The organism is Flavobacterium sp. J372, from assembly GCF_024699965.1.
GTDB lineage: Bacteria > Bacteroidota > Bacteroidia > Flavobacteriales > Flavobacteriaceae > Flavobacterium.
In genome coordinates this window covers 328,799-344,134 of the sequence record NZ_JAJOMZ010000004.1, presented here as the reverse complement: position 1 = coordinate 344,134, position 15,336 = coordinate 328,799, and the positions used below count along the sequence as shown (strand labels likewise).

Below are 15,336 nucleotides of genomic sequence, written 5' to 3'. Positions count from 1 at the left end.
TATTTATTAAACAGCTATTTACGTTTTCAGAAAAAACCTCTTTTTTCCGAGTGCAAAGATAGTTTTTTAAATGGGAAATATGCAAAAGTATTTTTGGGTTTTTGTAATGGAAGGGGAAGATTCGACAATACTTTTGAGAAATTGGTTTAATTATTACTCGTTTTTAATTTAAAATACTTTTCAAATTTTTCTTTTAATAATTTATACAAATATTTTTGTAGTGAAAAATTGTCATCTAAATAGTTAATAACTCCCCATGATGCTGATGTCATATTGTATTTTACACCATCAATATCGAATTCCTGCCTCATAGAAATATCAGATCTTTTTATGGGGCAATCTTCAGAATTCAGATATATACTTGTACGTGGTATTATATTTTGTTCAGTTTTAAAATAATAAAATTCGATACTGGGAGAATCGTCAAACGAGTCAAATTTATTTTTATAATTAATATTTATAATGATGAGATTTGTGTCACTGTAATATTTTAAATCATGAAGAAGTCGAGGAAAATATGTTTCTAAAAATAGATCGTAAACCTTCGGGAGTTCATTAAAGATAAATTTAAGTTTTTCAAAAGCATTTTGAGGTGAATACCAATCCCAAATGAATTTACTTGCATTGTATATCTTAGGACAAAAAGGTCTTTCGAAAGATTGTATGGAACGTGATAATAGCAGTTTCAAAGAATCCAAGATATAGTCGTTTGCAAATTCAGAACTTGTATAAATGATTTCTTTAATACAATACTCATTTTTATTGTATCTACTAATTGCTTTGTCAGTAACCTTTTTTCTATCTTTCGCTGAAGCATACCAAAACGCATCTTCAATATTAAAGTATATTTTATCATCTAATGATACGTTCTTATTTATAGAATAAAATTCCTCCGCCCAAATTGGTAGATAAAAATTTACAATTTTAAACATGTAATTTACATCAAATTCGTTTTGAAATTTAACCGGAAGAATTTCTTTGGAATAATCGTAAAAATCAGTAATATATTCAATAGCTAACTGATAACATATGAGTTGTAAAGATTTATTTTCTAATATTTCTATAGTTTCTTTTTTGATTAGACTGTATGCATATTCTACCGGTTCATGTTTTATAGGGTTATTAGTATAGTGGCTAATGACATTTCTTGTAAATCGGCTTCTTATTAACGGGTTCATGGACTTTACTTCTCTTATAAGTAAATCATTATCCCCATATTTTATCGGAATGATGGCAAAAGACAACTTTTTATCGCTAAAATCAGTGTATGCAATGCTAATTTTCCAATATCCATAGAAAGCAACCTCTTTTATAGATATAAAATCCCCATCAAGTGCATTATTAAGTGTGTCTATAAATATATTAATTGCTTTTAGACTTTCAGATCCGATTGAATGTACAGGTTTAGGATATTCGTCGATGATTTTTTGTAATTCTTTATATTTCTTTTCGTATTCCTCTTGAACCTCTGAATTTATTTTTTTCTGTATATAACTTTCGACTATTTTTATCCATTCTTCTACGTATGAATTATCTGAACGTGTTACCTTATTATTTAGAGGGATATGGAGTACAATAGATTTACCTTTGATTTTTTTAGCTAATTCTTTTAAAGTTTCTCTATCAATATGTTTCCAAAACGCTATTTCATTTTTCGCATTAACTATAATTAAAATAATTGGCAACAAACTACTTTCACAGTAACTTAAAAATGGTAAATCACATTGATGTGAAGGTGAAGTAATATCTGAATCAGGTAAGGTTTTAATTTGTATTTCGCATTTTCCAATTGGAAATTGCTCTTCATCAACCACAGTAATTTCACCATCAGTATTGGGAAATTTGTCGATAAGCTTTGGATCAGGTTTTATACGATTTTTATCTAAAATGTCTAGTAATTTATACACTGAATTTTGTTCTTCAGTAGTATTATTAGGAAACTTTGCTGGTTTAGAATTAAATATTTTCCTCATATAAAATAAAATTTAAAAAAAACCGCCAAGAGTTTCCTCTTAGCGGTTCAAATATAGTGTTTTAAGTAATTGATTACTCCACAGTAACCGACTTCGCCAGGTTACGAGGTTGGTCAACGTTACACTCTCTCATTACCGCAATGTGGTAAGACAATAGCTGTAGCGGGATAGTTGTAAGAAGCGGAGAAAGCGCATCAACCGTATCAGGAATTTCGATAACGTGGTCGGCAAGCTCTTTTACCTGTACGTCGCCCTGCGTTACAATAGCGATGATCTTACCGCTGCGTGATTTTATCTCCTGTATGTTGCTCACAATCTTATCATAGTGCTCCTGCCTTGGCGCGATAACCACTACCGGCATCTGCTCATCAATAAGCGCGATAGGGCCGTGCTTCATCTCTGCCGCAGGGTAGCCTTCAGCGTGGATGTATGATATCTCTTTTAGCTTAAGCGCACCTTCTAGCGCAACCGGGAAATTGTAGCCCCTGCCAAGGTAAAGGCAGTTTGAAGCATCTTTATAGATGGCTGCAACTGCTTTAGAAACTTCGTTAGTCTGCAATGCTTCTTCCACTTTTTCAGGAATAAGCTCCAGCTCCTGTAAATAACGGTGGAAGTCTGAATTATTAATGGTGCCCTTAGCCTGCGCCAAACGAAGCGCAATAAGCGTAAGCACTGTAATTTGCGTTGTAAATGCCTTTGTTGAAGCAACGCCAATTTCAGGTCCGGCGTGTGTGTAAGCGCCTGCATGAGTTTCGCGGGAAATTGACGAACCTACTACATTACAAACACCGAACACAAATGCTCCGTGCTCTTTTGCAAGCTTTATAGCCGCAAGCGTGTCGGCAGTTTCACCAGACTGAGAAATCGCAATAACTACATCAGTTTCACGGATTATAGGATTTCTGTAGCGGAACTCAGAGGCATACTCAACTTCAACAGGTATACGTGCAAACTCTTCAAATATATACTCTGCCACAAGGCCGGCGTGCCATGACGTACCACAGGCAATGATAAGAATTCTGTCGGCATTAATGAATTTCTGAAGGTTATCTTCTATACCTGCCATCCTTATAAGGCCTTCATTAGCGTGAAGCCTTCCGCGGTAGGTGTCTTTAATTACATTTGGCTGCTCATAAATCTCTTTAAGCATAAAGTGGTCATAACCGCCCTTTTCTATCTGCTCAAGGTTCATTTGCAGCTCTTGGATATATGGGTCTACCAATGAATCATCAAGTATCTTCCTTATTTTTAGTGGCTTATGAAGGCGGATAATTGCCATCTCTTCATCTTCAAGATAAATTGCATTACTTGTGTACTCGATGAATGGCGAAGCATCAGACGCTACAAAGAATTCGTCTTTGCCAACACCAATAGCCAATGGGCTGCCAAGGCGTGCCGCAACAATTTCGCGCGGACGGTTTTTGTCCATCACGGCAATGGCATAAGCCCCAACAACCTGGTTAAGGGCCACCTGTACGGCTTTGCCTAGCTTAAGATTGTCCTTTTTCATTACATCTTCAATAAGATTTACAAGAACCTCAGTATCGGTGTCTGAATGGAAAACGTAACCCCTGTTCTTAAGCTCTTTCTTTAGCGGCTCATAATTTTCAATGATACCGTTGTGCACAATTACAAGGTTGCCTGAGTTTGAAAAGTGCGGGTGAGAGTTAACATCGTTTGGCACACCATGAGTCGCCCAGCGTGTATGGCCTATACCCATTGTACCCACAGAAGTATTTTCAGCTGCGGCCTTAGCTTCCAGGTCAGACACTTTTCCCTTAGTCTTAGACATTTTCAGGTCCTGCCCGTCGCACAATACTATACCGGCACTGTCATACCCGCGGTACTCCAGCCTTTTAAGCCCTTTTATTATAACAGGGTAAGCTTCCCTGTGCCCGATGTAACCTACGATTCCACACATACGATTTATCAGTTAGTTAGTTTGGTTTTGTATAAAAAATTTCAAGGCGAAGCCTTTTATTATAATTTTCATCCCCCCACAGGAATGTTATTGCCATAAAATACAGTGCCCAAGGGGTTAATCACGCTGGAAAGCGGTAGTGTATTTACATCAGCATCGCCTACTGTAAACGGAGGCCTGAGCATTGCATTTGCTGTGATATTAATACTTTCACTAACCACTATGCCCAATGGCCTGCTAATGGAGTCTTTACGGATAATATTATTGACATGGTTTGTAAGCCTAATTTTATAACTAAAAACAGGCTGACCGTTTTCAGTATTTTTTGTTAATATGCCCCCATATACCAACTTGTCATATTTAGGATTTATTGGACTTGAAGTACCATCTACATAATAATCATAAAGTGGCTGCTTATTTTTCAGGTCGTAGAGATACACTCTCAGTGGATTTAAAGCTCTTGTGCCATTTACATCTTTCATTAAAGCTTCATCCACATGAAATACAAGGTTAGCTTCATTAATAATTGCATTTTCAGCTTTTAAGAATTCAATTTCCTCAGTGCTTAGTATGTTGATAATACCCATTGATCCTTGCCCGCCTTTAATATACAGTCGACTATCACCTGCTGTAGTATTGGTCTGTTCCGGTGTAAGCGCAGTCAAATATCCGGGTTTATAATCATTTTCAAAGAAATTAATTGTGTTGCCCTTCATATTAAGCTGCAGCGTTTTTCTTGTCCGGCTGGCATCTGGGCCATCTTTATAAATTATCACAATTTTTCCATCAGAAAATTTTAGGTTGGCCATAGCACCTGATGTGCCGTTTTGAGCGATATTAAAATAAAGGCCTCTGAAGTATTCTTTAAATGCGTTATTATTTGCACGGCTGCCTGCCGGGGCATTAATTATTGTGTTCTGGAAATAAGTTTTATCCAGAAGAGTAAATATACCCGGCGCAAAACGTTCTACGGTCTTCAATGTTCCATTATCATCCCTCTTGCGCTCAACTTCGGCAGCGCTGAATTTAAAATTGTTAAGTTCAGCCAACGGTGCTTGCGCAATATTTGCATTATGTAAAGCCGAAAAATCGTCTGAATAATATCTTTGCGGCTCGCTTGTACCAGAACCTGGGTCTAAGCTTCGGAGGAAATAATTATTCCGGTATATCTTCAGTGTCATTTCGGCATCTGTGTTGCCATAAATAGAGTCTAATTCGTAAGTGCTTATGCCGGTAGTTTCATCTTTACTCTTGAAGGTGCTGAAATAAGGTACATACAAGTAAACGGAATCAATTTGTGGGTTATTGGCAAACGTAAGATTTTCAGTTCCCAATTCAAGCTGGGTAACAAAGTGTGCTGTTGTCTTGCCAAAAGCAGGGTTGTCATATACACCCAATACATTAAGCGGAAGATTATTAGCCTGCACCGCACCTGTACCCCTGTCATATGCGGCAATGCGGCCCTCATAACGCGTCATGCCATTATGGTGTATGTCGCCCTCAATTATATCGGCGCCAATATCATTAAAATCGCTGTCACACGAGGCAATAATTGCCGCGCCTGCTGCAAATACAAATAGAAATTTAAATATGTTTCTGGAAATCATAAACGGTTTTTAAAGTTTTCTATAAAACCTGATTTTTATAGAAATTAGTATAAGCCTCTGCAAATTTATCTTTAGGCTGGTAGGTAAGTGTTGGTTTGCCTGCCTTCTCAATAAAATCGGCAAGGTCACCCGGCAATGATTCTGAAGCGATGATTATACCGTCAGAATGTGCTATTGAGGCTTTCATTATATTTACATAATCCGGCACGGCAAGGTCGGCCACATTACTTTCAGGTACATTGTCAAAAAGCACTTTAGCTTTCATCTGTGCATCAAGCGTACCTTCAAATCCTGTACCGTATACAGATGTTACAATTTTAGTATCGGCAAAAAGCGCTTCATCTTTATAATAGTGCTTCATGTATATCGGCAGCATGGCGGCCATCCATCCGTGTACATGTATAATGTCAGGTACCCAGTTTAGCTTCTTTACCGTTTCAACTACGCCTTTTGCAAAGAAAATCGCACGCTCGTCATTATCAGGGTAAAGCGCTCCGTCCTCATCGGTAAAGGTTGCTTTACGCTTAAAATACTCATCATTATCAATAAAATAAACCTGTATGCGCTCTTTTGGTATAGATGCCACTTTAATTATCAGCGGCATATCCATATCATTAACCACAAGGTTCATGCCTGATAGCCTTATTACTTCATGGAGCTGGTGGCGCCTTTCGTTAATGTTGCCGTAGCGGGGCATAAAAATCCTAATCTGCCCGCCCTGGTCATTTATCATTTTTGGCACATCATACGACATTACAGACACTTCATTCTCAGCCAAATAAGGCACTACTTCAGATGATACATACAATATCCTCTTATCCTCCATCTTCAATACTTGTAGTTAACAGTTAGGGTGTAAAAACATGCAAAATTAAACAAATTTGTACAGGTTATAGCTAAAATCTTAATTTTGCCCCTAATTTAAATTTTACTTAATGCTCATTTTCAATAACAAAGCCAGCCTTAATGCACACTTAGTACAACTGCGCGAGCAGGAGAAAACCATTGGCTTTGTACCCACAATGGGCGCATTGCACAAGGGTCACCTCTCATTAATTGAGCGTTCAGATGCTGAAAACGATATTACTGTAATAAGTATTTTTGTTAACCCAACGCAGTTTAACAATGCTGAAGATCTTGAAAAATACCCACGAACGCTGGAGCGTGATATAGAAAAGATAGATGCAGTAAACAACGCTGTAATTGTTTTTGCGCCCACAGTAGATGATATGTATGAAGGCAATACTGTTTCAGGGCATTTTTCTTTTGACGGGCTTGAAAACCAAATGGAAGGGAAGCACCGCCCGGGCCATTTTGATGGGGTAGGCACTATTGTAAAGAAATTATTTGAAGCCGTTGAGCCTGATAATGCCTATTTTGGTGAGAAAGATTTTCAGCAGCTGCAAATCGTGCGCAAGATGGTAGAGAAGGAAGGTGTAAATGTGAAAATCATCGGCTGCCCCATTTACCGTGAGCCAAACGGACTTGCCATGAGTTCGCGCAATGAAAGGTTGTCAAATGATGAGCGCGAAGAAGCAGGCTTTATTTATAAAACACTTATTGCAGCCAAAGAGCGTTATACCACCGATACTCCTGATGCGGTACGAACGTTTGTTGAAAAGGCTTTTCAAAATAATACTATTCTTAAACTTGAATATTTCGAAATTGCTGACGAAGCCACACTCATGCCGGTTAATAATAAAACTGAGGCAAAAACCAGGGCATTTATTGCAGTTATTGTAGGGAATGTGAGGCTTATAGATAATATTTCATTAAATTGATTACCTTTGCGGCATGCAAATTCAAGTTGTAAAGTCCAAGCTTCACCGTGTTACGGTGACGGGAGCCGATTTAAACTACATTGGCAGCATTACCATTGACGAGGCATTGATGGAAGCAGCTAATATCATTGAAGGGGAAAAAGTATCGATAGTAAACATCAATAATGGTGAGCGCCTCGAGACTTATGCGATTAAGGGAAACAGGAACAGCGGCGAAATTACACTCAACGGGCCTGCGGCAAGAAAAGTGCAAAGGGGTGATATCATCATCATCATTTCGTATGGCATACTGGATTTTGAAGAAGCCAAGTCATTCAGGCCTACGCTTGTTTTCCCTAACGAAAAAGACAATTCACTAACCTAAACCGGTTTTGAAGAAAAAACTAATCCGCTTACTAAGCATAATACTCCCGCTGCTGCTGGGAGTTTTTTTAGTTATATACGTATACAACCAGTTCACTCCGGCAGAGCTGGAAAACGTAAAAACAAGCTTCAGGACGGCTGATTACATTTGGGTATGGATATCTCTTGCTATAGGCCTTACCGGGTTTTGGGCACGTGCTTACCGCTGGAAATATACTTTGGCACATGTAGGCTATACTGCACCGTTTACCGTCAAATTTAGTGCAGTGTGTATCACCTATGTCATGAACATGCTTGTACCGCGCAGCGGCGAAGTAAGCCGTGCAGCTGTAATAAACAAATATGCCGGTGTGCCTTTTGATAAAGCCCTTGGCACCATAATCTCTGAGCGTATTGTTGATCTCATACTCCTGGTGCTGGCCATAGGTACTACCGTAGCGCTTCAGTATGATATGGTAAAAGCCTATTTGGCTGAAATACCATTTATGAAGCTGCTGTTATACGGAACCATTGCCGGAATATTTTTTATAGGCTCAATACTTTTCTTCATTTATTCAAAGCTTGGCTGGGTGCAAAAAATCAAGGTGAAGGTTTCAGGCCTGGTTGAAGGCGCAATCAGTGTATTTACAATGCCTAACAAGTGGCCATTTTTGCTGCTTTCGCTGTACATATGGTTCAGCTATGTGCTGATGTTTTACATTACTATTTTTGCATTACCCGAAACTTCAACACTAGATTTTGGCTCGGTTGCAACGGCTTTTGTGGTAGGCAGTATTGCAATAACACTTACCAATGGCGGCACAGGCGTTTTCCCTGTTGCTATAGCAAAAATTCTTACTGTTTATAACGTTTCTTTTGAAGCCGGTACAGCCTTTGGATGGATTGTGTGGACATCACAAACCGCGCAGATTATAATACTTGGCGGCCTTTCATTTTTAATATTGCCAATACTTGCCCGTAAGAAATAATCGTTATCTTGCCTGCTCATTTCCCCAATAAATGCAACGCAATGATACACAAATATTTAATGCTGTTCCTGTTTGCCGGTTTCATGGTGAATGCCCAGGAAACTGTTGAAAACTTCCGGTCAGAAAAGCTGCGTGCAGATCGTGAAATTACCATTATAACACCATTATCTTACGAAAAAGAAAAGAATAAAAAGTACCCTCTTGTACTAGTGCTTGACGGGGATTATCTTATTGATCCTGTTTCCGGCATATTCAGTTATACATCCTACTGGGATGATCTTCCCGAAGTTATTATAGTTGGCATAAGCCAGGGAGATACACGTGAAGATGATACAGCGTTTGATAAGGAAAGTGGCTTCCCGGTAGAACAGGGGGCACAGTTTTTTGATTTTATAGGTACAGAGCTATTGCCGCATCTGGAAAAAAAGTACCGGCTCGCGCCATATAAGGCAATTGTAGGCCATGATATGACTGCCGGTTTTCTCAATGCATTCTTATTTAAAGACAAGCCGCTGTTTAATGCTTATATAGCCATGAGCCCTGAGCTTGGCGCAGACATGGATGTAAAAATCGCTGAACGCCTTGGGTCGGTTACAAAGCCTGTGTATTACTATCTGGCAACTTCTGACAGTGACGCCGCCCGGTTCAGGAAAACAATAAAATCGCTTGATGAAGGCATCCGTACAAAAAATAATACCCAAGTAAAATATAAGTTTGAAGAATTTAAAGGAGCTTCACACTATGCGCTTGCCGCTATGGCAATCCCACAGGCCATCTATCATATTTTCGGAGAATTCCAACCGGTTTCTAATCTTGAGTACCAGACAAAAATTGTAAATCTTCCGTCCGGGTATGTAAAATATCTGGAAGATAAATACAAAAACATGGAAACTGAGATGGGCACAAAAGTGAAAGTGCGCCTTAATGACATACAGGCTGTTGAAGCTGCAATTATGAAAAATGGGGTATTTGATGAGCTTAAAGACCTGGCCGAACTTGCTGATAAAAACTACTCTAAAACAATATTGCCTGAATATTATAAAGGGTTGTTTTATGAAAAAACTGGCGACAACAAACGCGCTAAAAAAATATATGTAAACGCAATGGACCTGAAAGAAATTGGGGAATACACCCGTGAAATGCTGGTCCAGAAAACAGAAAAGCTGTAAGGAGATTATTGAATGGCTAAAGTAAAGACGTCGTTTTTTTGCCAGAATTGCGGCACACAATATTCAAAATGGCAGGGGCAGTGCAATGCCTGCCGCGAGTGGAATACCATTGTTGAAGAAGTTATACAGAAAGAAGAGAAGCAGTCATGGAAGCCTGCAACCCCTGGCGATAAGCGTGCTGCAAAACCACTCCGTATAAATGAGATTGATGCAGGAGCGGAAGTCCGTATGGACACCACTGACGGCGAACTTAATCGTGTGCTTGGCGGCGGGCTTGTACCGGGGTCGTTGACATTGTTGGGCGGTGAACCGGGTATAGGCAAAAGTACACTGCTGCTGCAGATATCGCTGAAGCTGCCGTACCGAACGTTGTATGTTTCCGGCGAAGAAAGCCAAAAGCAGATAAAGATGCGGGCAGAACGTATCACATCAGCCGCGGAAAATTGTTTTATACTTACAGAGACCAAAACGCAAAACATTTTTAAACAGATTGAAGCGATTGACCCTGAAGTAGTGATCATCGACTCCATACAAACGCTCCACACCGATTATATAGAATCATCTCCAGGCAGTATTTCTCAGATACGTGAAACAACGGCAGAACTTATAAAATTCGCAAAAGAAACCAATGTTCCGGTCATCCTCATAGGTCATATTACAAAAGACGGCAGTATAGCCGGGCCCAAGATACTGGAACACATGGTAGATACCGTACTTCAGTTTGAAGGCGACAGAAACCACGTATACCGCATACTACGCTCTCTTAAAAACCGTTTTGGCTCTACCGCTGAGCTTGGTATTTACGAGATGCTGGGCAGCGGCCTTCGCGAGGTAGTCAACCCGAGTGAGATTCTTATCTCTCACAAAGAGGAAGAACTAAGCGGCACGGCAATTGCTACAACAATGGAAGGTATGCGCCCGCTGATGATTGAAATACAGGCCCTTGTAAGCACTGCAGTTTACGGTACACCGCAGCGAAGCACTACCGGCTACAACGCTAAAAGGCTGAACATGATACTTGCGGTGCTTGAAAAGAGGGCAGGTTTTAGATTGGGGGCTAAAGACGTTTTCCTGAATATAACAGGGGGCATTAATGTAGATGATCCGGCTATTGACCTTGCAGTTGTTGCAGCGATTTTATCTTCAAATGAAGATATTCCCGTAGATAAGGGCTATTGTTTTGCCGGTGAAATTGGGTTAAGCGGAGAAGTAAGGCCGGTAAATCGTGTAGAACAGCGCATACTGGAGGCAGAAAAGTTAGGATTTTCAACTATTTTTGTATCTAAGTACAATAAAATTTCCCTGAAGAACACAGGGATTGAGATAAAGATGGTGGCGAGGATTGAAGATGTGGCGGGCCATCTTTTCGGATAACACACAACTGAATGCGTAAAAAAAGAATAACAAAGATTGCCAAAATAACGCTATTGTCCCTTCTTGGGATCATTATTATAGGGATAGCGGGTTTTTTTGCTTTCAGGAATACCATACTGCAAAAAGTAATTGAGAAAGCGCAAAACAAAGTGCGTACCGATTATGATGCAACGCTGACTATAGAGAGCGCTTCATTTAAGGGTTTCTCGGGCCTGGAATTTAGCGAAATTGCCATGGTGCCTGACAATGCCGATACGCTGATGCATATACGTTCAGTAAAAACCTCTGTGAATTACCTCAAATTCTTTACCGGTGATGTTCAGCTGGGTACGCTTGACATGAAGGATGGTTACATACAGTTTGTAAAAGATTCTACGGGAACTAACTATAGCGGCTTTTTAAAACGCGACAAAACTGTTTCAAAAGAAGAAAGTGACGGAGATAAGGAGGCGAATTATGCCGAGCGCGCTTATACGCTGCTAAACCGCATGCTGAATCTCATACCGACTGATATGAAGCTTGATAACCTTACCCTGCACATGGATTATATGGGCAAAAAGGTAAGTATGAACCTTCAGGAAATGCGCCTGGCTGATGATCAACTTGAATCTTCTATTAATGTCCTGGCAAATAATATAAAACAAACCTGGAAAGTTAGAGGCTTTGCCGACCCGCGCAACAAGCAGGCTGACCTGAAGTTTTTTAATGCTGATACCAGTCGTATTGCTGTGCCATATATTGATGAACGGTATGGACTCAAGTCCGGGTTTGACTCTATCCGCCTTAATGTGGAAGACCTTGACATGAGCGGCGGTGAGATGCGCCTCAAAGGGTTTGCATCTATAGCCAACTTTATGGTGAACCATCCGAAAATTGCTAAGAAAGATGTGGTGATTGATAAGGCCAGGTTTGACTACGACTTTGTTTTTGGTCCTGATTTCATTGCGATTGACAGCACATCATCCGTTCAGCTAAACAAGATAAAATTTACGCCTTTTATAAAATACAGTGTAGAGCAGGACACCACCTATCAGCTTAAAGCTAAGATAAATAAGATGCCGGCTCAGGATTTTATCGTATCGCTGCCAAAAGGGCTGTTTACCAACTTTGAAGGTATGGAAGCAGAGGGCACTTTTAGTTACAGCCTCGATTTTCTATATAATAAAAACAAGCCTAGTGCATTGGTTTTTGACAGCAGCCTGCAAAAGGATGGCCTCAAAATAACCAAATACGGTGCGGCAGACCTTGCGAAACTTAACGGGCCGTTTACATACCGGGCCATAGAAAACGGCAGGGAACAGCGCCCGGTGTACGTAGGCACCAGCAACCCTTTTTATACCCCTATAAACGAGGTGTCACCTTACCTGCGCAAAGCAGTACTTACCAGTGAGGACCCATCTTTCTTCAGGCACAGGGGTTTTATTACAGAGGCCTTTAAGCAGTCGATAATTAAGAACATCAAAACTAAGAAATTTGCACGCGGTGCCAGTACCATCAGCATGCAGCTGGTTAAGAATGTGTTTCTTACCCGTGAAAAAACCCTTTCGCGAAAGCTGGAGGAGATTTTGTTAGTTTACATACTTGAAAATAACCGTATTGCAAGTAAAGAGCGTATGCTTGAGGTGTACTTTAACATTATTGAGTGGGGTCCGAATGTTTACGGTATTGGGGAAGCGGCGCAGTACTATTTCCAAAAACACCCGAGTGAACTTTCACTTGACGAGTGTGTGTACCTGGCGAGCATCATACCGAGGCCTAAGACTTTTATGTGGCAGTTCAATAACGAGGGCAACCTGAAGAGTTATGCTGAGCGGCACAATAATTATATCAAGAAACTCATGCTGCGCCGCGGACTTCTTGTGGCTGAAGATACCATAGCCCAAAACGGGGCGGTAAATATTACAGGTATTGCACGTAACAGGCTTAACATAAAAGTAGCTGAACCTGAGGTAAATGACTCAATCACATTTGAGGAGTTTGATTTTTAGGTAACATGGCAATGATATTCAGGTTTTGTATTCAATTGTTTTTTCTGATTCTTACGTGCATTGTATTGCTTTTCGCTACTTCTTATCTTGAAAACAAAGTGTTTGAACGAAGTTTAGTGACTACATTCATGGCCTACTGCATATTTATATCGCTTTGGGGCATGTATCTTTATAAAATCAATGTCTTGAGAATATTAAAACTCATTTTCCTGCTTTTTGTGAAAGGATTGTTCATAGCATTTATATTCTTTTTCATGGCAGGGGTGACGCTGAATACTGTTGTTTTTACCCTTACAATTTCAGCGGTGTATATATTACTTACGACACTATTTATAAAAAGGTTTTTTATTCCTGAGATGAAATGGATCTACCCGGTTATACTGGCTATTGAGACTATCATTTTTTTTTGCCTGATGTATTTGCCTGATAATATTACGATGCATTATTATGGATTCTCCATAATGTGCTCACTTTGGAGTTTATCATTTATTATCCCACTCCTGCTCAATAAAAATTTCAAACGATACTTATCAGCTTAGTATTTAGCTTAAGAATTCTCCAACAATCGCTCATTAACCCTGCCGGCAGCAATGCGTGATGCCAATATGCCCAGTACCAGGATTGTTGCAATTACAATTAGCACATTAGTGAAAGTGAATTCGACCGGGTAGGCAAGGGTATTAGTAATCATGATGAGCGAATAGTGCTGCTGCAGTAAAATGATTATTGTGCCGAGTATCAGCCCGAAAACAAGCCCGAGAATTGTTATAAAAATTCCCTGAAATAGAAATATATTTCTTAGCGAAGAGGCCTCTGCGCCCAGGCTGTACAGGGTGCGGATGTTCTCTTTTTGTCGAGTATCAACATGATCAGTGCGCCTGCAAGGCAGAACAATGTCATCACCACAACCAGCGAGCAAAACAGGTACACCGCAAGATTTTCGGCATTCAGCATTTTATAAAGCGCATCATTCAGCTGGCCCCGGTCTTTTACAGTTACTTTATTTTTAAAAATAGACTTCAGCGATTTAATGGCATTAGCTTGTGAGGCGCCCTTAGCAAGTTTTACCTCAACAGATGTTACCTGGTTGCGCTTAAATTGCAGCAATTCACGCGCGAGGAAAATATCACAATATACATACTTGCTGTCATTATCTTCATTGATTGAATATATAGCCGTAATCGCAAGTGGCGACTTATTGAAAGCATCATTTGGAGAGTCTATTGTCCCTTTTCCGGGCTTTGGTACATACACCTCAAGAGACCGGTTATAGTCAAGCAGCGCCAACGACAGCTTGTTGTAAATGCCAAGCCCTGCGACCGCCTGCGTTGTATTTGGCCGCAGCCAGTCACCAACCGCAAGATGCTCCTGTAGGGGGGCTACAGCAGTAAAAGTGCTGTCAACACCCTTTAGGTAGGCTACATGCTCTTTACCGTCAAAAAAGAAAAGCACGCGCTCTTCGGCAATTTCACTATAAGCCGCAATATTTTTATCGGCTTTAAGCTGTTTTTCCTGTTCCGGAGTTATAAAAAAGATTTACCCGCAGCGGCAGTGACTTTAAGGTCCGGGTCAGTCGAGTTGGTAAATGAAAGGCTGAATGTCTTGAGTCCGCTAAATACCGACAGTATTACAAATAGAGCTGTTGCACTAACAATAATACCGAGGGCTGAGATAGCCGTAATGATGTTAACGGCCGTACTTTTACTGCGGCTGATGGTATAACGGCCTGCTATGTACAGCGGGAAATTCACGCCTTATGATTTCTTGCGCCTCTCAAGCAATTCAGGATTGGCTATCGGGTTGTTTTCGCCCTTAAGTTCTTTGTCAAGGCGCTCAATCTGGTCAAGTGAATCGTCGATGTAGAAAATAAGGTTAGGCACTTTACGTAATTGTAATTTTACGCGCTGTGCCAGGTCATGCTTTATAAGAGGGGTGTTTGATTTTACGGCGGCAAGTATCTCAGGAGCTTTTTCCGTTGGGAAAACGCTGAGGTACACTTTAGCAATCGAAAGGTCGCTCGTTACATTTACTTTTGATACCGATATCACAAGGTTGCTTATGCCGTTTTTGCGCACTTCACCCTGAAGTATATCTACAAGATCATTCTGTATAACCGTGCCTATCTTTTTCTGCCTGTTTGTTTCCATGCTGCAAAGGTACTTAATTTAATGGTTTAATGTAGCAATTAGTCA

The 15,336-nt window shown here is 40.2% G+C and carries 14 protein-coding genes; 6 read left to right on the top strand and 8 right to left on the bottom strand.

Annotated features, from left to right (window positions below):
- Positions 1–146: 146 nt before the first annotated feature.
- From LRS05_RS02025 to LRS05_RS02010, 4 genes are all read right to left on the bottom strand, one after another.
- Positions 147–1,973 carry a DUF4365 domain-containing protein gene (locus LRS05_RS02025; RefSeq protein ID WP_257866787.1) on the bottom strand — a complete coding sequence of 609 codons (1,827 nt, stop codon included), beginning with the start codon at positions 1,971–1,973 and terminating at the stop codon, positions 147–149.
- Positions 1,974–2,046: 73 nt separating this feature from the next.
- The gene (gene glmS, locus LRS05_RS02020; protein WP_257866786.1) at positions 2,047–3,894 is read right to left on the bottom strand and encodes a glutamine--fructose-6-phosphate transaminase (isomerizing); all 1,848 of its coding nucleotides are present in this window, start codon (positions 3,892–3,894) and stop codon (positions 2,047–2,049) included.
- A gap of 68 nt (positions 3,895–3,962) precedes the next feature.
- Positions 3,963–5,501 carry a DUF4270 domain-containing protein gene (locus LRS05_RS02015; protein ID WP_257866785.1) on the bottom strand — a complete coding sequence of 513 codons (1,539 nt, stop codon included), beginning with the start codon at positions 5,499–5,501 and terminating at the stop codon, positions 3,963–3,965.
- A 19-nt stretch (positions 5,502–5,520) separates the two neighbouring features.
- Positions 5,521–6,327: a glycogen/starch synthase gene (locus tag LRS05_RS02010; protein ID WP_257866784.1), complete on the bottom strand. Its 807-nt coding sequence runs from the start codon at positions 6,325–6,327 to the stop codon at positions 5,521–5,523.
- Positions 6,328–6,436: 109 nt separating this feature from the next.
- Between LRS05_RS02010 and panC the strand changes: the two genes are divergently transcribed.
- The 6 genes from panC to LRS05_RS01980 are packed head-to-tail and all read left to right on the top strand — an operon-like array spanning position 6,437 to position 13,144.
- Entirely contained in the window at positions 6,437–7,282 is an 846-nt protein-coding gene (gene panC, locus LRS05_RS02005) for a pantoate--beta-alanine ligase (protein ID WP_257866783.1), read from the top strand.
- A gap of 13 nt (positions 7,283–7,295) precedes the next feature.
- Entirely contained in the window at positions 7,296–7,646 is a 351-nt protein-coding gene (gene panD, locus LRS05_RS02000) for an aspartate 1-decarboxylase (protein WP_257866782.1), read from the top strand.
- A 7-nt stretch (positions 7,647–7,653) separates the two neighbouring features.
- Positions 7,654–8,613 carry a lysylphosphatidylglycerol synthase transmembrane domain-containing protein gene (locus LRS05_RS01995; protein ID WP_257866781.1) on the top strand — a complete coding sequence of 320 codons (960 nt, stop codon included), beginning with the start codon at positions 7,654–7,656 and terminating at the stop codon, positions 8,611–8,613.
- Between the two features lie 41 nt (positions 8,614–8,654).
- Entirely contained in the window at positions 8,655–9,782 is a 1,128-nt protein-coding gene (locus LRS05_RS01990) for an alpha/beta hydrolase (RefSeq protein WP_257866780.1), read from the top strand.
- Between the two features lie 12 nt (positions 9,783–9,794).
- Positions 9,795–11,156 (top strand): DNA repair protein RadA, encoded by a 1,362-nt coding sequence (radA, locus tag LRS05_RS01985; RefSeq protein WP_257866779.1) that lies wholly within the window; start codon positions 9,795–9,797, stop codon positions 11,154–11,156.
- Positions 11,157–11,167: 11 nt separating this feature from the next.
- Complete coding sequence (locus tag LRS05_RS01980; protein WP_257866778.1) at positions 11,168–13,144, top strand: transglycosylase domain-containing protein; 1,977 nt, start codon at positions 11,168–11,170, stop codon at positions 13,142–13,144.
- Between the two features lie 547 nt (positions 13,145–13,691).
- Here LRS05_RS01980 and LRS05_RS17200 read toward each other — a convergent pair.
- From LRS05_RS17200 to rbfA, 4 genes are all read right to left on the bottom strand, one after another.
- Positions 13,692–13,937, bottom strand: a complete 246-nt coding sequence (locus LRS05_RS17200; RefSeq protein ID WP_308224958.1) for a hypothetical protein — start codon at positions 13,935–13,937, stop codon at positions 13,692–13,694.
- A gap of 5 nt (positions 13,938–13,942) precedes the next feature.
- A complete protein-coding gene (locus LRS05_RS17195) occupies positions 13,943–14,596 on the bottom strand; it encodes a hypothetical protein (RefSeq protein WP_308224811.1) in 654 nt (217 codons plus the stop codon).
- Between the two features lie 71 nt (positions 14,597–14,667).
- Positions 14,668–14,895, bottom strand: coding sequence for a hypothetical protein (locus LRS05_RS17190; protein WP_308224809.1), 228 nt, complete (start codon positions 14,893–14,895; stop codon positions 14,668–14,670).
- Positions 14,896–14,898: 3 nt separating this feature from the next.
- Positions 14,899–15,291 (bottom strand): 30S ribosome-binding factor RbfA, encoded by a 393-nt coding sequence (gene rbfA, locus LRS05_RS01970; protein WP_257866777.1) that lies wholly within the window; start codon positions 15,289–15,291, stop codon positions 14,899–14,901.
- Positions 15,292–15,336 lie beyond the last annotated feature (45 nt).

What these genes read in the sequence shown, in the direction of transcription:
- LRS05_RS02025 (WP_257866787.1), bottom strand. Translation starts at nt 1,973, where the DNA reads ATGAGGAAAATATTTAATTCTAAACCAGCAAAGTTTCCTAATAATACT.
- glmS (WP_257866786.1), bottom strand. Translation starts at nt 3,894, where the DNA reads ATGTGTGGAATCGTAGGTTACATCGGGCACAGGGAAGCTTACCCTGTT.
- LRS05_RS02015 (WP_257866785.1), bottom strand. Translation starts at nt 5,501, where the DNA reads ATGATTTCCAGAAACATATTTAAATTTCTATTTGTATTTGCAGCAGGC.
- LRS05_RS02010 (WP_257866784.1), bottom strand. Translation starts at nt 6,327, where the DNA reads ATGGAGGATAAGAGGATATTGTATGTATCATCTGAAGTAGTGCCTTAT.
- panC (WP_257866783.1), top strand. Translation starts at nt 6,437, where the DNA reads ATGCTCATTTTCAATAACAAAGCCAGCCTTAATGCACACTTAGTACAA.
- panD (WP_257866782.1), top strand. Translation starts at nt 7,296, where the DNA reads ATGCAAATTCAAGTTGTAAAGTCCAAGCTTCACCGTGTTACGGTGACG.
- LRS05_RS01990 (WP_257866780.1), top strand. Translation starts at nt 8,655, where the DNA reads ATGATACACAAATATTTAATGCTGTTCCTGTTTGCCGGTTTCATGGTG.
- radA (WP_257866779.1), top strand. Translation starts at nt 9,795, where the DNA reads ATGGCTAAAGTAAAGACGTCGTTTTTTTGCCAGAATTGCGGCACACAA.
- LRS05_RS01980 (WP_257866778.1), top strand. Translation starts at nt 11,168, where the DNA reads ATGCGTAAAAAAAGAATAACAAAGATTGCCAAAATAACGCTATTGTCC.
- rbfA (WP_257866777.1), bottom strand. Translation starts at nt 15,291, where the DNA reads ATGGAAACAAACAGGCAGAAAAAGATAGGCACGGTTATACAGAATGAT.